This window comes from Chitinimonas violaceus (genome assembly GCF_052601015.1).
On record NZ_JBQXDJ010000001.1, the window covers coordinates 1 to 20937 of the forward strand.

Here is a 20937-nt window from a genome sequence, read left to right on the forward strand (position 1 = left end):
ACTATGTTGTATCGCGCGACGGGTTGCCGGTGTCGTTGTGGCGCTTCCATGTAGAACCTGTCCCATAGCTCATCCTTTCGTAGCTGGCTAAAGATTAGACCAGCATACTGTGGGACTAAACATCTAAGAAGCTGTTCATGATCTTACTGCGCAGCGGTGATCAGGGCTTATGTGCAGCTCAAAAGCCCCTGCAACTAGGGTGCTACGCACCAGTAGGTTCGCAGCCTCATGTACCTAAGCACATTCCGGTTTCTGCGCTACTTTGCACCCCAGCTGACAGCTGCTTGCGACAGATCTTGAACACGTTCTAAGAGTCTATTCAGCGTCTTTGGCGAATAAGCGATATGGGTTTGAAATCTTCCTCGGAATGCTCATTTACCACTTATGGATTTTGCTTCCTCGGGTATTTTGGTTTCAATTTAAAGCAGGATTCGTCCATGGCTTACTTGTGCCTTACATATTGGAGATGAATAATTAGAAAGTACTGTTAATTGGATGTCGAAATATTTTACGGTGTACCGGCCTTCTCTGACGGTAACTGTGTTTTCCTTTATGAAATCATGTGCTTGCATATTTGGCACATGCATTGCTTTGATCTGCATCGCATCAAATTGGAATTACCTGGCTTAACGGCTTTGGTATTAATCCAGAAAAAAATATTGCAAGTTCTCAGGAGGAATTCGCGATGCAAATCAAAAAACTCGTCACGGCTATCGCTTTGGCTAGCGCAGCAGCTATGGCGCCGGCTGCTCATGCAATGGTGGTTCAAGATGGCTGGACCATGAGTGCTGCAGGTACAACCACAAACAATATTGGTCACCTTGGTCTAAATGGTGGTGAGGCAACTGTTCACCAACAAGTTGGCCCTGGTGGCACGCCGTTCGTGGGTGCAAAGTTCGAAGAATTTGGTCAGATCTTTAATATCAATTATGTACTTGAGAACGTCCCCGGATTCGGTGACTTTGGTTTCCCACAAAACTTTGCTCAGCCACTGGATGGAATGCGTTTTGTATTTACTGGGCTGTCGGGTGTAGTGACTGCATATAACGCAGTTACTGGGGCAATTAATTACACCTTTAATCAGGGTATTGGTTCAATCAAATTGCAAGCGACGTCGGACAATGCAATGACATGGGTCGATATGGCCACAATGTCGATGCGTGGTCCATCGGGTGGGGACCTATCTGATTTCTTCGGTCAGGCCCAGACACTTGGGCAGTCAACGCTGCTCCTGCAATTTGACACTTTCCTGAATGGGTTCCAATTGGATCTTGCTGGCCCAGGACTGGGTTACAACTCAGTGACTGATCTGTTCCTGCAAGTTCAAACCACTAATAAGATTTCCAACCCATTTACGTTTGCTGGTGCCTGCGTATTCGACAATTCCCTGCTGTGCTCTACTGGCAAGGTAACAAGCGATGGCAGTGCCGATGCATTGAAAGTGCCAGAACCAAGCTCAGTTGCATTGATGGCGTTGGGCTTGCTTGGGCTGGGTGCAATTACCCGCCGTCGTGCCAAATATTTCTAATAAGTATTTAACCTTGGTAGTAATTCGAGGAGGGGAAATTCCCCTCCTTTTTTACGTCCATTGCGCCTCGATTAGTAAATGCCGCGGCGATGGAAAGAACAATAGCGAGGCTGTCGAAAAATTTTACGGTATGGCTTATTCGCCAGTTGGGCAGAAAATAAGGCTGTACCTGGAAGCCTGTTTCACGTACTTGAAGTTATACGTTTGCATCTCGCTAGATTAGGAATACCTCTTTACCGGCACTGGTTATAGGTTTGAGTGGCGTATTGTAGATACGGGTATTGCTTCAACCTGTTCCCGAAGGTTTTTCTGATTAGTGTCGAGAAATTTTACAAATGCAGAGCTTATGGTTTGAAACCCGATGTTTACGGTTGGCGTTGGCACCAGAACACCTCGGTACGATAAGGCACAACCACTTCAAGTTGCCCTGCTAACTGGGTGTGGATGGCGATCAATGCGCGTAGTTCCGCGGTTACTCTGTTCCGCTCCAGTTCCGGCAGTGACGCAATAAAACTCACCGACATGCAGCGATCGATAATTACCTGCTCAGGAGGCCCTGCGTGTTGGTGTGGAAAGTGGGTCTGTTCTAGTGGACCAAAACCAGGGGCCGGGAAAACCTGCTTCCAGGTACCGTTGCGGTAGCGTGGTACATCACCTTCATAGCGCGTCATGATTTCGGTGAGCTTGGCTACCCAGTCGTGTGATTCATCCCGGGTATTCCATACCAGCCCCAACCAGCCGCCGGGTTTCAGGAGACGGGCTATTTCAGCCATGGCAGCAGGTGTGGCAAACCAGTGAAAGGCTGTGGCAGCCAATACCGCATCAAGGCAGGCATCGGGCAGGGGAATGGCTTCTGCAGTGCCGTCGATCACGCTTATGCCTTCAAGCGCCTCAAGTTTTGCGCGCATAGCTGCAACGGGTTCCACCGCCAGTACCTGAGCACCGGTTTGCTGTAGCAGTCCCGTGAATTTGCCTGTGCCTGCACCAAGGTCGAGAACAGTCTTACCCGCTTTCAGCCCCAACGTTTCCTGTAACCATGGGAGGATGGACTTTGGATAGTCTGGGCGACCACGCGCATAGGCGTCCGCTTGTTGGTTGAAACCAGTAGCTGCTGCGTGGTGGATTGAGGACATCGTGGTTTTCTCGTCTATTTATGATTCTGAGAGCTTACTAAGCTTCAGGCTATTAAGACGCGCTGCATTGCTGGCTTTGAGCAGATTATTCGCGGTCGGCCCTGGCTGGTATTGTTTTTGACTGGCCAAGAAAATAGCAATAAAGCTTTTCTAATTCCGGTTTTATTGCAAACTAGATAAGGTCGGAGGCATACAGTGGATTAGAAAAATACCAGTTCTCAGAACCTGTTCATGATCTTACTACGCAGCTGTGATTAGGGATCACGTGCTGTTCGTGACAAGTCGGGAACAGTTTCTTAGGTTGTTTACAGCTTCCTCTATTCCTTGGAGCATTACCGTGAAACTAAAATTCTTACTATCCACAGTGCTTGGCGTTGTCTTGCTGGGGTCTGCATTTGCTGATGATCTGGATGAAATTAAAAAGCGCGGCACCTTGATCGTAGGGGTGAAAGATTCCACACCGCCTTTTGGTATGCGGAATCATAAAGCCCAGACCATATCCGGTTATGACGTGGACTTCGCTATTGCCATCGCCAAGCAGCTTGGCGTGAAGGTGGTGGTCAAAGAGGTTGAATCGGCGCAGCGGATTCCGAAACTGCAGGCCAAGGAAGTAGACCTGGTTATCGCGACGATGACTAAGAATGCTGAACGTGAAAAACAGATCGATTTCAGTTACGGCTATTTTGTGACTTGGCAGAAATTTGTGACGCCCAAAGGCAAAGTAAATGCTGTCGAAGATCTGGCCCATGCCAAGATTGGCACCGTTACGGGTTCGACCTCTGAACGCAATCTGCGCCGAGACTTACGAGAGGCGGACTTGGTGCTGTTTGCCGACTATAAGCAAGCGTTCAATGCACTGAGCAAGGGTGAGCTTGATGCGGTGAGTACGGAGGAACCGATCCTGGCTGGACGCTTGGCGAAGATGCCGAATAAGGACGAGTTTGAAATCCCGGATGTGAGTATCTCGGTAGAGGTCTATGGCATTGGTGTCCGTAAGGGTGAGAAGCGACTTCTCAACGAGGTGAACAAGACCATTGTGGGCATGGAAGAGTCTGGCGAGGCAGAAAAGATCTTTGACCGCTGGTTTGGCCCAAGCAGCCAGATGCCGCTGTTGCGTACTTTCAAGATTGGCGCTAAGTAAGTACCTGGTTAGGAATTTGCTCATTAGAACCTGTTCACTATTTTACTGCGTAGCTGTGATCAGGACTTATGTGCTGCTGCGCCCTGCTGATAGCTGCTCGTGACAGATAGTGGACAGGTTTTAGACAGAAAAAGGCCCATACACGTATGGGCCTTTTTTGCGTTGCCTGACTATTCTCACTGGAATCGCTGTTCAGGCTTTCAAGTCTTGCAGCATGGTTTGTAGCTCACCGTTCTGGTACATCTCGCTCATGATGTCCGAGCCACCGACAAACTCCCCCTTGATATAAAGCTGCGGGATGGTTGGCCAGTTTGCATATTCTTTGATGCCCTGGCGGATATCGTCGTCAGCCAGTACGTTGATGGTGGCAAAGGGCACGTCGCAGGCTTTGAGGATGCTGGTTGCCTTGGCGGAGAAGCCGCATTGCGGGAATGTAGGCGTACCCTTCATAAAGAGCACGACGGGGTTCTCGGTAACGAGTTGGCGGATTTTTTCTTGGATATCCATGACACTTCCTTGCTATTGCTGGCCGGTGGGATAAGCGGCCGGTTTGGCAGTATTCGAGACGTATCGTTCGAATAGTCGATCAATTCAGTCGGGAATTTTACGGCGTGGATGGCGAAGAGTCCATGCCAGCAAAGTGATGTACCCTGTCACTTCTTAAGTTTCAACGTAGCAGCCAGCTACGCGTCCGGCAAATACCCGCCGCTAACCCGCTCGATACCCGCCAGATCACGCCAGCTGCACACGGAATGAAACCCCGCTTGTCTGAGCAGTAGCCGGCTGGTTTCGGCTTGGTCATAACCGTGCTCGAACAAAAGCCAGCCCCCAGGTTGTAAGTGAGCGGCAGCACCGGCAACAATCTGCCGGATATGCAGCAGGCCATCAGCGCCATCACTCAGCGCGCCCGCAGGTTCAAACCGTAAGTCACCTTCACGTAGGTGCACATCACCTGCAGCGATATACGGCGGGTTCGAAACAATCAGGTCAAAGCGTTCATTCCCGAGTTCCGCAAACCAATTACTGCGGGCAAACAGAATGGGGGTACTGTGCCGCTCGGCGTTACGGGCTGCTATGTCAAGTGCGTCACTAGAAATATCGACCGCATACATAGCCAACTGCGGTCGATGTTTACGTAACGAAACTGGAATAGCGCCCGAACCCGTACCCAGATCGAGAGCGCGTCGAGGTTGGTCCAGCGGCAGGCGCTCTAGCGCCAGTTCGACCAGCAGCTCGGTTTCTGGGCGAGGGATCAACACCGCTGGGCTGACTTCCAGCTCCAGGCTGAAGAATTCGCGTGTTCCAATGAGATAAGCGACAGGCTCACCCGCTGTACGGCGATGAGTCAGTGCTTGGAATTGTTCAGCAATTGTGGCACTGACCTCAGCCTCTGGCCACGCAACTTGGCGGGTGCGGCTGATGGCGCTTACATGCTCCAGCAGCAACCGTGCTTCCAGTGAAGGCAGGCCGTACTGGCGTGCTTGGGCGATCAGGCTGGCGACGGTATGTTTCATATGGTCCTTTGTGTGCGCACCGACCTACGGCGATCGAAGTCGGCAGGCACAGGAAATTCGTCTACAGCAGGAACAAGGTGGCAAGACCCAGAAAGATAAAGAACCCCATGCTGTCTGTCGCTGCGGTCAAAAAGACCGAAGAGCCATAGGCGGGGTCTCGCCCGAACTTGTTCATTGTCAATGGCACCAGCAAGCCTACCAATGCAGCTACCTGGAGGTTCAGGGTCATCGCCGCAGCCATCACGATGCCAAGATGGAGATCCTGATAAAGCAGATAAGCGATGAAACCTAGCACCCCACCCCAGACCACACCATTCAAGAGGGCGATGGCATGCTCTTTCACAATCAGTCGGCGGGCGCTGGAGGGATTGATCTGACCTAGCGCCAGACCGCGCACGACCAAGGTGACAGTCTGAGTACCCGTGTTTCCGCCAATGCCCGACACGATGGGCATGAGGGCCGCAAGGGCGACGAGTGCCTCGATCGTATGTTCGAAAGCGCCGATCACTCGGCTGGCAAGAAAGGCAGTACAGATATTCACTGCCAGCCAGGGCCAGCGGTTTTTGGCGGAGTCCCACACGGAACTGAAGAGATCTTCCTCTTCCTTCAAACCACCGAAACTCAGCACTTCAGCATCAGTCTCTTCACGAATCACGTCCACCATCATGTCCACAGTCAGGCGGCCGATGACCTTGTTGGTCGAATCAACGACCGGCGCGGAGACGAGGTCGTAACGCTCGAAAGCCTGGGCGGCATCGCCTGCATCGTCATCGGGGCGGAACATGACCATATCTCGTGCCATGGCATCGGCCACTTCGAGCTCAGGATCGCTGACCAATAGTTTCTTGATCGACAGCACACCTTTGAGACGTTGATCGTTGTCCACGACGAACAGCTTGTCGCAGTGATGCGGCAGCTCCTCAAAGCGGCGCAGATAACGCAGCACCACTTCCAGCGTCACGTCATCCCGGATGGTGACCATGTCGAAATCCATCAGCGACCCGACTTGGTCATCGGCATAGGACAGCGCGGATTGCAGCTCGGCGCGTTCTTCCTCCTCCAGGCCGCCGATCAGCTCATGCATCACGTCCTGGGGCAGGTCTGGCGCCAGGTCGGCCAGCTCGTCGGTATCGAGGTGTTCTGCTGCCGCAATCAGCTCTGCCCGGTCCATATCGGCCAGGAGCGATTCCCGGACGGTATCCGAGACTTCCAGCAGAATATCGCCTTCGACCTCAGTCTTTATCAGCCCCCACACCACCAACCGCTCTTCCAGCGGCAATGATTCGAGAATGATGGCGATATCAGCCGGGTGCAGCTGCTCAAGCTTGTGTTCCAGTTCGACGAGGTTCTGCTTGTGCACCAAGGATTCGGCAGGATCGTGCGGTATCTCCTGCTTATGGGCGAGCGATTCCACCTGCTTTTGCCTATTAAGCAGGCGCTGCACTTGCTGCAGGCTCTCTTGCAGACTTTCCTTGGGCTTGGGGGCGGGTTCGGTCATGCCGGGACCTCGTCGTTGACTGATTGAAGGCACATGCTGCGGGCTGGTACAGATGACCGGGCGGAGGCGCGGCGCGAGTTTAGCATGCGGGCAGCTTGAAACCGGGCATAGGTAACCCTATCTAAACGAACAATCTGCCAGATCGGCTATTCTCTTCGAAGCAGCCTTAAAACCTGCTGATTTGTTGTTCCCATGTACATACCGATTTTTGAATGGTGCTGTACGCTGCCGTTGGCCGCTTTGCGGTTGTCAGACTATTAGCCCTTGGCTGACGCTTGGATGGTATGTTGTTAGTTGCAGTATTGCTTGCTTAACCAGCCACGTGGTGCTCGGTTATTCCCCGGTTGTGGAATGGCACGGGTTCTGTGTGGCCGCAGACTTTATGTCAACAAAGCCAATGTTTAGGTACATGGGGATTGTTGTCCAGTTGCCCTGGATGGGCCAAAACCGCTGCATATAAGATAGGTTTCGCCATGAAAGTACCTCATCTCGCCACTGCTCTTACTGGCCCCTTGCTTGATCTGGAACGCAAGATGCTCACAGCCCAATGTGAGATCGAGGCTTGGTTTCGTAGCCAATGGTTGGAACATCCAGTCCCGTTCTATGGGTCGGTTGATTTACGTAATTCCGGCTTCAAGTTGGCCCCGGTGGATATGAATCTGTTTCCTGGCGGCTTCAATAACCTGAACCCGGATTTCACACCATTGTGTGTGCAGGCTGTACAGAGTTCGCTGGAGAAGATCTGTCCGGATGCCCGGCGCTTACTGTTGATTCCGGAAAATCACACACGTAACCAGTTTTACCTGCAAAACGTCGCCGCCTTGGCGCGTATCCTAAAACTTGCAGGTTTGAATGTCCGCTTGGGGTCGCTGAATCCCGAAATCAAAGAGCCAACCAATTTTGATTTGCCCAATGGTGCATCCCTGGTGCTGGAACCAATTCAGCGTAATGACCGCCGCGTAGGGCTGCCGGGTTTCGACCCTTGTGTCGTGCTGCTGAATAACGATCTATCGGCTGGCATCCCCGAGATATTGCGCAATATCGACCAAAGTCTGTTGCCGCCGCTGCATGCAGGTTGGTATACCCGACGCAAGACCAATCATTTTGCCCAGTACGATGGCGTCGCCGAGGAGTTTTCCGACCTGCTTGGCATCGATCCTTGGTATATCAACCCCTACTTTGGCCAGGTCAGCCAGCTCGACTTCCAGACTAGAGAGGGCGAAGAGCGGTTGGCCGCCGAGGTTGAGCGGATACTGGCCCTGACAGCAGTCAAATATCGTGATCTGGGCATCGATGCTGCCCCGTATGCCATTGTGAAGGCTGATGCCGGCACCTATGGCATGGGTGTCATGAGCGTCAAGTCGCCAGAGGAAGTGATTGGCCTCAATCGCAAGCAGCGCAACAAGATGGCGGTGGTCAAGGAAGGTCTAGAAGTCAGTGATGTGATCGTCCAGGAAGGCGTGCCGACCTTCGAGACGATTGAGGACGCAGTGGCTGAGCCGGTGGTCTACATGATGGACCGTTTTGTGGTTGGCGGATTCTACCGGGTTCATACCGAACGCGGCAGTGATGAGAACCTGAATGCCCCCGGTGCGTACTTCAAACCATTGGCGTTTGATACGCCGTTGTCGACACCGGATTGCGATGGCAGCCCGGATTGCGCGCCGAACCGTTTCTACGCTTATGGTGTTGTCGCCCGGCTGGCATTATTGGCGGCTTCCAGGGAGATCGAAGTCACCGAGCCTGCACTGACTGCGGAGCTGGCAGCGTAAAGTACTTGTTCGTGTCGGCCTGCTGCTTGCCATTAAGCGGCCGGTTCGCGGTGATGGCGCGGCTACCCGGAATAACTTCTATGCTTAAGCGGTGTCCTCATCGGTTGTCGTTTCGGAACTGATTTGCGAGGACCCACCTCCACCTGACATCTGAAATCCGGCCCGCTTAGTCCGGGGGGCGGATTTACTCCCGAGGAGTCATGCTATGACGCTGGAAGAGATTTTTGACAAGGCTGCCGGTCGCTTACCGATGGTGCCCAAGGTAGTCCAGGAGCTGTTGGCCAGCTTCGAGCGGCCCAATACTGATGTGGACGAAGTGGTGACCCAGGTTTCTCATGATCAGGTGTTGTCGGCAAAGGTATTGCGCTTGGCGAATAGCAGCCGCATGAGCGGTGGCAAATCGGTGGCCAATATTGAAGATGCAGTGGTAAGGCTGGGTTTTGATCATCTCCGTCTTTTGGTGGTGTCGTCAGGCATGTCGGGTATGCAGGTGGCCAGTGATACCTTTGACCGTAAGGCTTTCTGGCTGAAGAGTTTCAAGACCGGCAACCTTGCCCGTTGGGCAGCCAAACTGGCGAACCTGGACGGCAACACAGCCTATACATGCGGTCTGTTACACAATATTGGTGAACTTTTGATCCATATTGCGGCTCCTGGTGAAATGGCCAAGATAGATCGTATGGTGGTAGCGGGTACCGATCGTGCCCAAGTAGAAAACATGGTGCTGGGGGTGGATCTGGCAATGGTAGGGGGCGAGCTGGCACGCCGGTGGCAGTTCCCGGTCAATATTCAGCGCGCCATCACGCAGCATCCCAACCCTGCTGCCCATGAACAATTCGAACCCTATGCGGGTCTGGTTGCATTGGCCAGCTTGTTGGCAGCCCAGTTTGATGCTGGGTTGAGTGACGCTGAAGTTGCTGAAATGTTACCCGCCAAGTTGCTTGATAAGCTGGCGATATCACCTACTGCCATGGTGGAGGAACTGCCCAAGGCCCGTGCTTCATGTGAGGGTCTGCAAGAGTTGCTGTAGTGCCCGCTCGGCCGGGTTGGGGTGCGATAGTCATTCCACCGGCTGATTCTTCCTCTTCACTTTCGATTCTCAACCAATGCATCTCGCTTTTCTCGCCGATCCCCTGCACAGCTTCAAAATTTACAAAGATTCTACATTTGCCATGCTTCGCGAGGCAGCTGCGCGTGGCCATACGCTTTACGCCTTTGAACAGCGCGATATGCGCGTATTGGCTGGCCGGGTCTCAGCCGATGTATATCGCATAGAACTCACTGGTGATGCGCATAATTGGTTTGTCGCAAGCCCGGTGGAGACGCGTGAGCTGGCAAGCTTCGATGCCGTGGTCATGCGTAAAGACCCGCCTTTCGACAGCGAATACCTCTATGCCACCCACCTGCTGGAGCATGCAGAGCGCCAGGGTGCCCGTGTATTCAACAAACCCCGCGCATTGCGTGATTTCAACGAGAAGCTGGCCATTCTGCGTTTTCCCCAGTTCATCGCGCCTACACTGGTTACGAGCAGGGCGGACGATATCCGTGCATTTTTGCATGAGCATCAGGACATCATCTTGAAGCCGCTTGATGGCATGGGTGGGGCCGGTATCTTCCGTTTAAGACCTGAAGATCCCAACATCGGTGCTATCTTGGAAACCCAGACACTGAACGGTAAGGTGACTTTGATGGCGCAGCGCTATCTGCCTGCTATCAAGGATGGGGACAAGCGCGTGCTGTTGATCGCCGGTAAACCGGTCGATTGGTGTTTGGCCCGCATACCGATGCAGGGCGAAACGCGTGGCAATCTGGCAGCAGGCGGTACGGGTGTGGCCCGTCCACTGACCCAACGTGACAGGGAGATTGCCGAGACTTTGGGGCCACAACTTGTTGCTGAGGGGTTACTGTTGGTGGGGTTGGACGTGATTGGCGACACGTTGACGGAAGTCAATGTGACCAGTCCAACCTGCTTTCAGGAAATCAGTGCGCAATCAGGAATTAATGTAGCGGGTGTATTTATTGATGCGTTGGAGGCGGCAATTTAGGCAGAAAAGTCAATCAAGCTGAACATTGCGTTACTGCCTAAGTGGGATGCTAGCTCGTCACTGTTAGAATCGATGTAACGCTGTTTTTAGAGTTTGATTATGGTTGGAATTCTGCTGCTCACGCACTACGGTCTTGGTGAAAGTCTGGCTGAGTGTGCCGCTCATGTACTTGGGCGACCCTTGCCACAACTGCGTTACCTCCCTGTGTATCGTCAGGATGATCCGGACGTGGTGCTGGAGCGGGCGCGGGCCTTGATCCGTGAAATTGATACAGGGACTGGAGTGGTAGTGCTGTCTGACATCTATGGCGGCACACCTTCCAATATCGCTTATCGCCTGATTGTGCCTGGCCGGATCGAGGCGGTGGCAGGCATCAATCTGCCGATGCTCGTGCGGACCCTGAATTATGCGAATGAGCCGTTGGAGGTTGTGGTGGGTAAGGCAGTTACGGGGGGATTGGAAGGTGTGATGTACATCCTGCCGCCCGTAACAAATTCGATTGGATAAGGACTACGAATGCAACAGCAAGAAGTCGAGATCATCAATAAGCTGGGTCTGCACGCACGTGCCTCCAGCAAGTTGACCCAGCTTGCCAGCCGTTTTGCCAGCGAGGTCTGGCTGAGCCGTAACGGCAAGCGGGTGAACGCAAAGTCCATCATGGGTGTGATGATGTTGGCTGCTGCCAAGGGTAGCCGAGTGATAGTTGAAACTAGCGGCCCGGATGAGGCTGCTGCGTTGGCGGCGGTTACCGAGCTGATCGCCAATCGTTTCGATGAGTCGGAATAAGCGCTCGGAGGCGCCATGACCATTAGCTTGCATGGCATCGGAATTGGTGGCGGTATCGCCATCGGCCGGGCCCATCTGGTTAGCCATACCGATCTGGAAGTTGCTCATTACGAGATTACCGATGCTGAAGTCGCCGGTGAAATTGCCCGGTTTGATGCCGCAGTCCGCGTTACGCGCAAGGAGCTTGAACTGCTTTGGGGCAGTATTCCTGAGAATGCCCCCACGGAGCTAGGTGCCTTCCTCAGCCTGCATGTCATGCTGCTGAACGACCATACAATTGCCCGTGAGCCGCGCGATATCATTACTGAGCAGCATTGCAATGCCGAATGGGCGCTGAAGTTGCAGCAGGATCGTCTGCTTGAGCAGTTTGACGTCATCGAAGAGGAGTACCTGCGCGAACGGCGTACTGACGTAATCCAGGTGGTCGAGCGGGTGTTCAAGGCGTTGGCTGGACAAGGCGGCGGGCAGTATGTGCCGCCGGAGGACAGCCGCGAACGCATTTTGGTGGCGAATGACCTCAGTCCGGCGGATATGGTGCTGTTCAAGGAAGCGCAATTTGCCGCTTTCCTGACCGATGTGGGCGGGCCTACTTCCCACACCGCTATTCTTGCCCGCAGTCTGAATATCCCTTCTGTGTTGGCGCTGCATAATGCGCGCCAGCTGATACGCGAAGGCGAGCGGCTGATCGTCGATGGTACAGCAGGGGTTGCCATCATCGACCCCAGCGAAGCGATTGTGGCCGAATACCGCAAGCGCCAAGCTAGCCATGCTGCTGAGCGCAAGCGGTTACAACGGTTAAAGAGCACGGCCGCCACGACCAAGGATGGGGTCAGCATCGAACTACTCGCCAATATCGAGACCCCTGGGGACCTGGAACCGGTGAAGGCCAATGGTGCTGCTGGTATTGGCCTTTACCGGTCAGAATTCATCTTCCTGGGCCGTGATGATCTGCCTGATGAAGAAGAGCAGTACGAGGCATACAAGCAGGTTGTTGAGGGTATGAAAGGGCAGCCGGTTACGATTCGTACGGTGGACCTGGGGCGCGACAAGATGCCCAAATGGGCGGATGAGGAAGCGCAATCTGCACCCAACCCGGCATTGGGGCTGACTGGCGTCCGGCTGTGTCTGGCGGAGCCAATATTGTTCCGTACCCAGTTGCGCGCCTTGTTACGTGCAGGTGTCCATGGCAAGTTGAAGTTGCTGTTTCCAATGTTGGCCAGCTTGTCTGAAGTCAGCCAGGTGTTGTTCCACATCGACCAGGTGAAGGATAGCCTGCGTGAAGAAGGTATCCCGTTCAGTGACGAGGTACAGGTCGGGGGGATGATCGAGGTGCCTGGAGCGGCGCTTACCGTCAACCATCTGCTGGAGCGACTCGACTTTATCTCGATCGGTACCAATGACCTGATCCAGTACACGCTGGCGGTGGATCGTGGGGACGATGCGGTCAGCCATCTGTACGACCCTTTTCATCCTGCCGTGCTGCACCTGATCGCGCATGTGATTCGATGTGCTGATCGGAAGGGGGTGCCTGTGTCGGTCTGTGGTGAAATGGCAGGGGATGCACGCATGACGCGGCTCTTGCTGGCGCTGGGTTTACGCAGTTTCTCCATGCACCCTGCTCAGCTTCTGAGTGTGAAGCAAGTGATCTTGAAGAGTGACCTGACGTGTTTGAGCCCGTTGGCGAATGAAATTGAACGTGCGCCGGACGCTGACAGGGTGCGGGAATTGTTGTTAGGGGTAACGTAATGGATAGCAGCAGCCAGCGCCGTGCGCTGGTAATGATGATGCAGCATCATGGTGATGTCTTGTTGAGTAGTCCTGTTGTAAGTACTTTGGCTTTGGCAGGTTATCAAGTAGATGCACTGGTGTTTGAAGATACAAAGCCGATGATTGCGGGCCATCCGGACCTTGATCAATTGCATGGCATTGTGCGCCGCGGCCGCCGCCAGCTTGGATTGTGGGGTTGGCTCAAGGCTGAGTGGCAGTTACTGAGCACATTACGCTCGCGTAACTACGATCTGGTCGTTCACCTCACCAAGCGCCGCAGGGGTGCATGGTTGTGCCGCTTGTTGCGCCCAAAGGTGTCGGTTGCATCTGATATGTTGCGCGACAGATTCTGGCGCAAGAGTTTCACTCATCTTTACCATGATTTGCCATGGACCCGGCATATGGTTGAGGTGCATCTGGATGCTTTGCGCCGCATAGGTATCCGGCCAAATGAAGCTACCCATCGTATGCATCTGACTGTTGACGATGCCAGCCGTAGCAGCGCTCATGCTTTGTTGGCTCAGCATGGTTTGCAGCCGGGTGAATATATCCAGGTGCACCCTACATCGCGTTGGATGTACAAGGCATGGCCAGCAGAAAAAATGGCAGCGGTGATCAACACGTTGACGGCAGCAGGAGAAAAAGTATTGCTGACGGCGGCCAAAGAGCCGCAGGAAATGGCAATGATCGAGGCGATCAAAGCCAGGCTGGAGCGTCCAGTCGTTGATTTATCTGGGCAGATAACACTGAAGCAGCTTGGCGCTTTAATAGCCGACGCAAAGCTATGGCTGGGCCTGGATTCTGCCCCTATGCATATGGCCTCAGCGCTTGGTACGCCTTGTGTGGCATTGTTCGGGCCATCGGTTGACGGCAAATGGGCGCCATGGAAGGTGCCAAACCGCATGGTGGCTAATTCAGATTATCGTTGCCGGCCGTGTAACCGTGAAGGATGTGGTGACGGTCAAGTAAGCGACTGCCTCGTTAATCTACCCGAGCAGGTGGTGTTAGGCGCACTACGCTCTCTGGCAGATGAAGTGGGTAAACCGCTCGCCTTGGCATGAAGTTCAAATGCACTGTTGGGTAGCCAGCAGTGCATTTGTAGATTTGATCAGCGATCCTTAAGAACTTATTCACGATTTGTCACGAGCAGCTGTCAGCAGGGTGCAGAGCCGCACATAAGCCTTGCTCACAGTTGTGCAGTAGGATCGCGATCAGGTTCCAGAACATGTCCAAAGTCTCGCGAGCTAGGGCAAGACAAGGCGAAAACAATTGAGGAAGCGGAGTCTACACGTGGTAAATGAGCATTCCGAAAGCGTTTTCAACGTAGTATTGCTGACGCGTAGCAGGCTTTGAACAGGTTCTAAGTTTCAGTAGAACTCCAGCTGGTCTTTCCCCCACTTCTCATGCAGGGTATGCCCATAACGGCGTTGCTCGTGCCAACGCCACCAGCTTTGTTGCATCTCCTGGCGCATCTTCTCGTTACGCCTTTTCCACCAGCCCAATTGCCACTTCTTGCGAAAGTAAGCACGGTTTTCCGCTTCGTATGGGCGATTCCGGTTGGTGTCGCTGAGGGCATCCTGCGTGACTGAGCCGAAATGGTGGATAAAGCATGCGCCGACGATGCCAGTGCGAAAGCCTGCTATCCGGGCCCGGCGGAAGAAGTCGGTATCCTCGAATTGGCCAATCCGGAAGGCTTCGTCAAAGCTGCCGATGCGATCGAATACGGTACGTTTGACGGCAAAACAGACACCATGCGCAGCATTGAGCCGCAGTACATCCTGCAGATCATGCATAAAACTTTGGGCATAGCTTGCAAACGGATAGTTCTGGTCTCGCTCCCGCATTGCTGGGCAGACAATATCCAGGCGATGTTTTTCAGCGGCCTGTAGTAGCGCTTGCAGCCAACCCGCAGGCAACAGTACATCGTTGTTGAGCACGATGATCCAGTCCGCGTTACCGGCCAGCTTTACGCCCTGGTTCCATGCTGGTGCACAACCGAGGTTTTCCGGGTTGCTGATGACGCTGATGCTGGGCTGACTGGCAAGCCACTCGGCAGTGCCATCTGTAGAGCCATTGTTAACGACAATAACCTGTACGCCTGCAGCAATATCGGGCTGCAGGCACTCGAGGCAGCCCTGGGTATACGCCAGCTGGTTCAATACCGGGATGACGATGGCGACGCGTACGGCTGCGTCGGGAGTGGTTTGAGTCAATGTGTTGCTCCTGCGGATCGGGTGCCTTGCATCAGATGTCCCCTTCAGCAAGGTTGCCGTTTTCTTCCAGCCAAGCGCGGCGTGAGCTGGCTTCGCCCTTGCCCATCAGCATGGTCATGATGCGGCGGGTGTCGTCCTCAATCACATCAAAACTGATTTGCAGAGTACGGCGTGTATCCGGGTTCATGGTGGTTTCGAACAACTGTTCAGCATTCATCTCGCCAAGACCTTTGAAACGGCTGACGCCCCAGCTCCCTTCCCGTACTTTTTCCAAGCGGAGTTTGTCGAGAATGGCATCCAGCTCACCCTCGTCCAGCGCATAGAACTTGCGTGGCGGCTTTTGCTTGCCGCTGCCGGGTACGTCAATGCGGAATAATGGTGGCTGGGCGATATGAATATGACCGTTCTTCACCAGTTGCGGGAAATGCCGGCAGAACAACGTCAACAGCAGTACCTGGATATGGGAGCCATCCACATCAGCGTCCGACATGATCAGGATCTTGCCGTAACGTAAGCCACTAAGATCCGCTGGCCCATCCGACTTATGGGGGTCCACGCCAATGGCGACGGCGATATCGTGGATTTCGTTGTTACCGAACAGCTCACCCTGGTCCACTTCCCAGCTGTTAAGCACCTTGCCGCGCAACGGCAGGATGGCCTGAAAATCCTTATCCCTACCTTGTTTGGCACTACCTCCGGCTGAGTCACCTTCAACCAGGAAGAGTTCACGCCGGCTTACATCATCACTGGTGCAGTCGGTCAACTTGCCGGGAAGCACGGCAACGCCACTGGTTTTTTTCTTCACCACTGTCTTGGCGGCTCTCATACGGCTTTGGGCTTGGCGAATCGCCAATTCAGCCAGTTTCTTGCCGTAATCGAGATGCTCGTTCAGCCATAATTCAAACGGGTCGCGTACCTGGGTGGAGACGAGTCGTAATGCATCGCGACTCGATAGTCTTTCCTTGGTCTGGCCTTGGAACTGCGGGTCCAGCACTTTGGCACTCAGCACAAAACTGGCACGGGCGAACAAGTCTTCCGGTAACAGCTTAACGCCTTTAGGCAGCAGGTTATGCAGGTCGATGAAATTCTTGACGGCATTGAATACACCGTCACGCAGGCCGGTCTCATGGGTGCCGCCCGAAGGCGTCGGGATCAGGTTCACATACGATTCGCGGGCAATGCCGCCCTCTTCTGTCCAGGTGATTACCCAACCCGCACCTTCGCCCTTGGAGAAGCTCTCGTTCTCTTCACTGATGTAACGCTCACCACGGAACAACGGCACGATGAGCTCTGCGTCAGCCAGCTGTTCATTCAGATAGCCAGCGAGGCCATCTGGATAGTTCCAGGCTTGGGTATCGCGGCTGCCATCCTTCTTTTCAATGGACAACGTTACCGTAATGCCGGGCAGCAACACAGCCTTGGAGCGAAGGATGTGTACCAGCTCGCTTAAGGGAATATTGGGTGAGTCGAAGTACTTGGGGTCTGGCCAGCAGCGAACAGCGGTGCCCGTGTTTTTTTTGCCGATCTCTTTGAGCAGCGCCAGGGGTTCGATAACGAAGCCATCGCCAAACGCCAGTGCATGCTCAGCGCCATCACGTTTGACCCGCACTTCCAGCCGTGTCGACAAAGCATTTGTGACACTTACGCCAACACCATGAAGACCGCCCGAGAAGCTGTAGGCGCCACCATCCTTCTTATTGAACTTACCGCCGGCGTGTAACTGGGTAAAGACTACCTCTACTGTTGGCACACCCATCTCGGGGTGAATACCGACCGGAATCCCGCGGCCATCATCAGCAACACTGACGGAACCATCCTGGTAGACAACTACCTCAATACTTTTGGCGTAGCCAGCCAGGGCTTCGTCAGCGGCGTTGTCGATGACTTCTTGAACAATATGAAGGGGATTTTCGGTGCGGGTGTACATGCCTGGCCGGTGTTTTACCGGTTCCAGGCCCTTGAGCACTTTGACGGAGGATTCGTCGTATTGCGGGGCGGCCATCTTGATTATTTCCTTGCAGCAGATGGCGCGGAGTCTAGTGGGCCAATGGAAGAGGGGCAAGCAACTAACAGCGAATGCCTAGATGAATAGGGCGAATTTGTAAGCAACGATAGCGAAGTATCCCCCGGATATCTGTACTTTGTGCTGTCTTAAGAACCTGTTTACGCTCTGTCACGAGCAGCTGTCATTAGGGCGATGAGTAGCGCAGAAACCTGGAGTGTACTGTTGTACATGAGGCTGCGAACTTCTTGGTGCGGGGCACCGTGGCAGTTCGGCGTCCCCGGTGGCTTTCGAGCAGCACATGAGCCCTGATCACAGCTGCGTAGTAAGATCGTCTGCGATATTGGGTTGCGCTATGAGCAAATCAGACGAAGCACCAAAACAAAAAGCCTCAGATGCATTTGCGTCTGAGGCTTTGGTGTTCTTGGTTGCGGGAACAGGACTCGAACCTGTGACCTTCGGGTTATGAGCCCGACGAGCTGCCAACTGCTCCATCCCGCGACAGAGGAACCGGATTATGGAGAGCTAACCGCGGCCCGTCAAGCATTTTGATGAAAAATCTTAGAATTTGTTCACGGGTCTTACTACACAGCCCTGATCAGGGCTCATTGTATTGCTCGTATTTCCTGAGCACGCGCCAGTTTCTGCACTCTATCCTTCCGGTACCCGCTCGTGACAGATCGTGAACGGGTTTTTAAGGCCGGCCTTTGCGGTAGAAGCGCCAAACCAGCGCTATACCGCCACTGAGGTTGGTTTTTTGTTTTACCAGTGGGCTATCGGCAAAGCGGCTGCCATTAAGGTTGTCTAGCCGTAAGAATAAGCCTAGCCAGTAATCACCGAGGTCGCGGCTCGCACTGAGTGTAGATTGCAAACCCGCATAACCGGCACTGGGTTTGTAGGCTGGTCGGTTGGTGGTGGCGAATTCTGGCCCGACCCCATAAAAGTATTCATGCTGCTTACGGCTTCCAATCAATGCGCCACCCGACCAACCCATCCGCCATATTGCATCTCCCTGGCCAAATTGCCATTCAGCCGCCAGCTTAGGGTTGATTACGGTGCCGAAGTAACGGGTACGCCAGTCATCTACAACAAGCGCCGCACGCAAAGGAAGTACAGCTTCCCAGCGTACTTTCGCATCGGCTTCAGTAAGACGGTATTTGATTGAAGGACCGATTTCCACTGTAGGAGAGAGTTTCGGCATGCCCGCCCGGGCAATGTTGCCATCGCTATGGCTTGGTGGCGTCAGGTTGACGCTTACGTCTATTTCAGCCCGTTCGCTATCAAATAGTTTTCCACGAATGCCGGCTCGCGAAACTTCCAGCTTGTCGCTGCGATAGCTGATATAGGGTACAGGCAACAAATAGCTGTGTTGTTCATCACTACCACGGTAGTCAGGCAGGTTGATGACAGAGAGCCCCACACCCAGCTGCAAGCTGGCTTCTTCAGCATGGGCTTGGTTGATCAACACCAGTGCGATAACAGAAAGGGACAATCTCATTTGGATAAGCTGGAAAGTGAAGGTGGGAGACTACTAAGCACACCTGCAAGATCGCGTGGAGCATTCAGCACGTGTATCTCAGGGGTACCATGCCAATCGGCGCAGCGTTGCAAGGCGGTTTGCAGGTCGGAAATCAATCGTTGGCTGACTCGCATGCCAGGCTCTAGAAACAACGATTTGACTTCAAACACACCTTGCTGGCGGTGTGCCTTTGCATCCAATCGGCCAACTAGCTTGCCGCGCGACAGTATGGGTAATACGAAGTAACCAAATTTACGCTTCGGCGCAGGGGTATAGCATTCGATCCGGTAGTCGAAATCAAATAGCTCGCTGGCCCGTTTCCGATCCCAGACTACTGGGTCGAATGGCGACAGTAAGGTGGTGATGCCTGATTGCAGCTTACCGTTGGCGGCTTTGTCCAGTAGCGGTATCAGGTCTTTGTGAACGAAGGCATCTTGCCGCCAATTTTCGATCCGTACCGGAATCAACTCACCGGCATCGGCCAACTGGTACAGCATGGCTTCGTATTTGCCCCGCATAAGCCGGTAATAGTCGGCGACCCAACCTGCTTTGACAACACCTAGTGCCTGACAGCTGCGCCGTACCATCTCGATCTGGGCATCCTCTGGGCTGGGTAAATCGCGTGTATCGTCCCAACCATTCTGGTAATGCTTTGCCAGTACGTTGTCTGCCAAGTCGTAAACTCGCTGAAAGCTACGTCGCTCCGTTACCATCAACTGGCCGACAGTGAACAGTACTTCCAGATGCCGCTTTTCCGGCTTCCAGTCCCACCAACCGTTACCCTTTCCGCCTTTGCGTTCAAAGTCGGCTGAACGTACTGGGCCATTTGCCTGGATATGGTTCTTGATGGAGGCGATTTCCGTTGCATGTTGCGCCAGCCAATGGTCAGAAAATTTCCAACCCATATTTGCCGGGTCGAGCATCCGATGGCGTAGCAGACCATAGTCCTCAGTCGGGATGAAGCAGGCTTCATGAGCCCAATATTCATAAATCTTGCCTTCTGCCAGTAATTGCTCCAACCAGGTCGAATCGAAAGCGCCAAGGCGACTGAACAGGACAAAATAAGGACTGCGATTAACAACAGAAATAGTGTCGATCTGCAAAAGTGCCATTCGTTGAATGGTGGCCAATACATCTGCCTTATTGGCTTTGCGACGTTGATATTGCAACAAACCTTGGGCTGCCAGATGAAGTTGGCGTGCAGCTGAGATCGACAGATACTGAGTCATGAATGCCAAATGGGTAAATAAGAAGATGGCAGTGTAAGCGAACTGTCAGCCACAGGTAGAATCGCCACCTGTTTCCGCATTCCTTTGGCAGAAAGTACGCTCCATGGCTCTGAACGCAACCATTTATAAAGCTGACCTCAACGTGTCCGATATGGACCGTGGTTACTATGGTCAGCACAATCTGACTATCGCCTGCCACCCTTCTGAAACGACGGAACGCATGATGCTGCGTGTGTTGGCTTTTGCGCTACACGCTAGCGAAGGTCTTAAATTCTCGCGGGGTATCAGTAGTGAGGATGAGCCGGATATCTGGGAGCATCATGACCATGGCGATGTAAAGCTCTGGATAGAACTTGGATTGCCCGATGAACGCCGTCTGCGCCAGTCATGTGGCAAGTCTGATGAGGTTGTGCTGTTTGCATATGGTGGACGGGCGCTGCCTGTATGGTGGAAGGCCAATGCCGGGGTGTTGCGCAAGCTGGACAAGCTGACGGTGTTAACGGTGCCGGAGGCGACACTTGTCGAATTGGACGCAATGGCTGCACGCAGCATGCAACTGAGCTGCACGATCCAGGATGGCATCGTGTGGCTGGCTGATGGTGCCAATAATCTGGAGATTCACGTCGAGACACTGCAGCGCAACGGGTTACAGCCAGCTAGATAAGCCGTTTCAGAACCTGCTTAAGATTTGTCGTGAGCAGCGCAAGCCCTGGTTACTGCTGCGCAGCAAGATCGTAAGTGGGTTATTAAGTTTACAGCTGACTGGAGAGAGGGGGACTCTCTCCGTAGT

The 20937-nt window shown here is 53.6% G+C and carries 18 protein-coding genes and 1 tRNA gene; 10 read left to right on the forward strand and 9 right to left on the reverse strand.

Annotated features, from left to right (window positions below; all coding sequences use genetic code 11):
* Positions 1-685: 685 nt before the first annotated feature.
* Positions 686-1528 carry a PEP-CTERM sorting domain-containing protein gene (locus ACUHMQ_RS00005; protein ID WP_445293379.1) on the forward strand — a complete coding sequence of 281 codons (843 nt, stop codon included), beginning with the start codon at positions 686-688 and terminating at the stop codon, positions 1526-1528.
* A gap of 365 nt (positions 1529-1893) precedes the next feature.
* On the opposite strand, the gene ACUHMQ_RS00010 is transcribed toward ACUHMQ_RS00005, so the two are convergent.
* Positions 1894-2661 (reverse strand): class I SAM-dependent methyltransferase, encoded by a 768-nt coding sequence (locus ACUHMQ_RS00010; protein ID WP_445293380.1) that lies wholly within the window; start codon positions 2659-2661, stop codon positions 1894-1896.
* Positions 2662-2998: 337 nt separating this feature from the next.
* On the opposite strand from ACUHMQ_RS00010, the gene ACUHMQ_RS00015 reads away from it, so the two are divergent.
* Entirely contained in the window at positions 2999-3802 is an 804-nt protein-coding gene (locus ACUHMQ_RS00015) for a transporter substrate-binding domain-containing protein (protein ID WP_445293381.1), read from the forward strand.
* Between the two features lie 192 nt (positions 3803-3994).
* On the opposite strand, the gene grxD is transcribed toward ACUHMQ_RS00015, so the two are convergent.
* The 3 genes from grxD to mgtE all read right to left on the reverse strand — a co-directional run bounded on the left by grxD (position 3995) and on the right by mgtE (position 6814).
* Positions 3995-4309, reverse strand: a complete 315-nt coding sequence (gene grxD / locus ACUHMQ_RS00020; protein ID WP_445293382.1) for a Grx4 family monothiol glutaredoxin — start codon at positions 4307-4309, stop codon at positions 3995-3997.
* A 176-nt stretch (positions 4310-4485) separates the two neighbouring features.
* The gene (prmC, locus tag ACUHMQ_RS00025; RefSeq protein ID WP_445293383.1) at positions 4486-5316 is read right to left on the reverse strand and encodes a peptide chain release factor N(5)-glutamine methyltransferase; all 831 of its coding nucleotides are present in this window, start codon (positions 5314-5316) and stop codon (positions 4486-4488) included.
* Positions 5317-5377: 61 nt separating this feature from the next.
* Positions 5378-6814 carry a magnesium transporter gene (mgtE, locus tag ACUHMQ_RS00030; RefSeq protein ID WP_445293384.1) on the reverse strand — a complete coding sequence of 479 codons (1437 nt, stop codon included), beginning with the start codon at positions 6812-6814 and terminating at the stop codon, positions 5378-5380.
* 473 nt (positions 6815-7287) lie between these two features.
* Between mgtE and gshA the strand changes: the two genes are divergently transcribed.
* The 7 genes from gshA to rfaQ all read left to right on the forward strand — a co-directional run bounded on the left by gshA (position 7288) and on the right by rfaQ (position 14245).
* The gene (gene gshA / locus ACUHMQ_RS00035) at positions 7288-8586 is read left to right on the forward strand and encodes a glutamate--cysteine ligase (protein WP_445293385.1); all 1299 of its coding nucleotides are present in this window, start codon (positions 7288-7290) and stop codon (positions 8584-8586) included.
* A 205-nt stretch (positions 8587-8791) separates the two neighbouring features.
* Positions 8792-9616, forward strand: coding sequence for an HDOD domain-containing protein (locus ACUHMQ_RS00040; protein ID WP_445293386.1), 825 nt, complete (start codon positions 8792-8794; stop codon positions 9614-9616).
* A 76-nt stretch (positions 9617-9692) separates the two neighbouring features.
* Entirely contained in the window at positions 9693-10631 is a 939-nt protein-coding gene (gene gshB, locus ACUHMQ_RS00045; RefSeq protein WP_445293387.1) for a glutathione synthase, read from the forward strand.
* 99 nt (positions 10632-10730) lie between these two features.
* On the forward strand, positions 10731-11138 hold the full coding sequence (locus ACUHMQ_RS00050; RefSeq protein ID WP_445293388.1) for a PTS sugar transporter subunit IIA: 408 nt from the start codon (positions 10731-10733) through the stop codon (positions 11136-11138).
* A gap of 9 nt (positions 11139-11147) precedes the next feature.
* Positions 11148-11417 (forward strand): HPr family phosphocarrier protein, encoded by a 270-nt coding sequence (locus tag ACUHMQ_RS00055; RefSeq protein ID WP_445293389.1) that lies wholly within the window; start codon positions 11148-11150, stop codon positions 11415-11417.
* Positions 11418-11432: 15 nt separating this feature from the next.
* Positions 11433-13163, forward strand: a complete 1731-nt coding sequence (gene ptsP, locus ACUHMQ_RS00060) for a phosphoenolpyruvate--protein phosphotransferase (RefSeq protein WP_445293390.1) — start codon at positions 11433-11435, stop codon at positions 13161-13163.
* On the forward strand, positions 13163-14245 hold the full coding sequence (rfaQ, locus tag ACUHMQ_RS00065; RefSeq protein WP_445293391.1) for a putative lipopolysaccharide heptosyltransferase III: 1083 nt from the start codon (positions 13163-13165) through the stop codon (positions 14243-14245). Before ptsP ends, rfaQ begins: the two co-directional genes overlap by 1 nt.
* A 306-nt stretch (positions 14246-14551) precedes the next feature.
* Here the strand turns inward: rfaQ and ACUHMQ_RS00070 are convergent, their stop codons facing one another.
* The 5 genes from ACUHMQ_RS00070 to ACUHMQ_RS00090 all read right to left on the reverse strand — a co-directional run bounded on the left by ACUHMQ_RS00070 (position 14552) and on the right by ACUHMQ_RS00090 (position 20147).
* Positions 14552-15397, reverse strand: a complete 846-nt coding sequence (locus tag ACUHMQ_RS00070) for a glycosyltransferase family 2 protein (RefSeq protein ID WP_445293392.1) — start codon at positions 15395-15397, stop codon at positions 14552-14554.
* 31 nt (positions 15398-15428) lie between these two features.
* Complete coding sequence (gene parE, locus ACUHMQ_RS00075; RefSeq protein ID WP_445293393.1) at positions 15429-17399, reverse strand: DNA topoisomerase IV subunit B; 1971 nt, start codon at positions 17397-17399, stop codon at positions 15429-15431.
* Between the two features lie 425 nt (positions 17400-17824).
* Positions 17825-17900 (reverse strand) — tRNA-Met (locus ACUHMQ_RS00080).
* 193 nt (positions 17901-18093) lie between these two features.
* Positions 18094-18897 carry a MipA/OmpV family protein gene (locus ACUHMQ_RS00085; RefSeq protein ID WP_445293394.1) on the reverse strand — a complete coding sequence of 268 codons (804 nt, stop codon included), beginning with the start codon at positions 18895-18897 and terminating at the stop codon, positions 18094-18096.
* Positions 18894-20147, reverse strand: coding sequence for a winged helix-turn-helix domain-containing protein (locus tag ACUHMQ_RS00090; protein WP_445293395.1), 1254 nt, complete (start codon positions 20145-20147; stop codon positions 18894-18896). The genes ACUHMQ_RS00085 and ACUHMQ_RS00090 overlap by 4 nt, the downstream gene beginning before the upstream one ends.
* 103 nt (positions 20148-20250) lie before the next feature.
* Here ACUHMQ_RS00090 and ACUHMQ_RS00095 point away from each other — a divergent pair, with 103 nt between their 5' ends.
* Positions 20251-20811 (forward strand): YaeQ family protein, encoded by a 561-nt coding sequence (locus ACUHMQ_RS00095; RefSeq protein ID WP_445293396.1) that lies wholly within the window; start codon positions 20251-20253, stop codon positions 20809-20811.
* Positions 20812-20937: the final 126 nt, after the last annotated feature.

What these genes read in the sequence shown, in the direction of transcription:
- ACUHMQ_RS00055 (WP_445293389.1), top strand. Translation starts at nt 11,148, where the DNA reads ATGCAACAGCAAGAAGTCGAGATCATCAATAAGCTGGGTCTGCACGCA.
- ACUHMQ_RS00085 (WP_445293394.1), bottom strand. Translation starts at nt 18,897, where the DNA reads ATGAGATTGTCCCTTTCTGTTATCGCACTGGTGTTGATCAACCAAGCC.
- ptsP (WP_445293390.1), top strand. Translation starts at nt 11,433, where the DNA reads ATGACCATTAGCTTGCATGGCATCGGAATTGGTGGCGGTATCGCCATC.
- ACUHMQ_RS00040 (WP_445293386.1), top strand. Translation starts at nt 8,792, where the DNA reads ATGACGCTGGAAGAGATTTTTGACAAGGCTGCCGGTCGCTTACCGATG.
- rfaQ (WP_445293391.1), top strand. Translation starts at nt 13,163, where the DNA reads ATGGATAGCAGCAGCCAGCGCCGTGCGCTGGTAATGATGATGCAGCAT.
- ACUHMQ_RS00005 (WP_445293379.1), top strand. Translation starts at nt 686, where the DNA reads ATGCAAATCAAAAAACTCGTCACGGCTATCGCTTTGGCTAGCGCAGCA.
- ACUHMQ_RS00095 (WP_445293396.1), top strand. Translation starts at nt 20,251, where the DNA reads ATGGCTCTGAACGCAACCATTTATAAAGCTGACCTCAACGTGTCCGAT.
- gshB (WP_445293387.1), top strand. Translation starts at nt 9,693, where the DNA reads ATGCATCTCGCTTTTCTCGCCGATCCCCTGCACAGCTTCAAAATTTAC.
- ACUHMQ_RS00010 (WP_445293380.1), bottom strand. Translation starts at nt 2,661, where the DNA reads ATGTCCTCAATCCACCACGCAGCAGCTACTGGTTTCAACCAACAAGCG.
- mgtE (WP_445293384.1), bottom strand. Translation starts at nt 6,814, where the DNA reads ATGACCGAACCCGCCCCCAAGCCCAAGGAAAGTCTGCAAGAGAGCCTG.
- gshA (WP_445293385.1), top strand. Translation starts at nt 7,288, where the DNA reads ATGAAAGTACCTCATCTCGCCACTGCTCTTACTGGCCCCTTGCTTGAT.
- parE (WP_445293393.1), bottom strand. Translation starts at nt 17,399, where the DNA reads ATGGCCGCCCCGCAATACGACGAATCCTCCGTCAAAGTGCTCAAGGGC.
- ACUHMQ_RS00050 (WP_445293388.1), top strand. Translation starts at nt 10,731, where the DNA reads ATGGTTGGAATTCTGCTGCTCACGCACTACGGTCTTGGTGAAAGTCTG.
- prmC (WP_445293383.1), bottom strand. Translation starts at nt 5,316, where the DNA reads ATGAAACATACCGTCGCCAGCCTGATCGCCCAAGCACGCCAGTACGGC.
- grxD (WP_445293382.1), bottom strand. Translation starts at nt 4,309, where the DNA reads ATGGATATCCAAGAAAAAATCCGCCAACTCGTTACCGAGAACCCCGTC.
- ACUHMQ_RS00090 (WP_445293395.1), bottom strand. Translation starts at nt 20,147, where the DNA reads ATGACTCAGTATCTGTCGATCTCAGCTGCACGCCAACTTCATCTGGCA.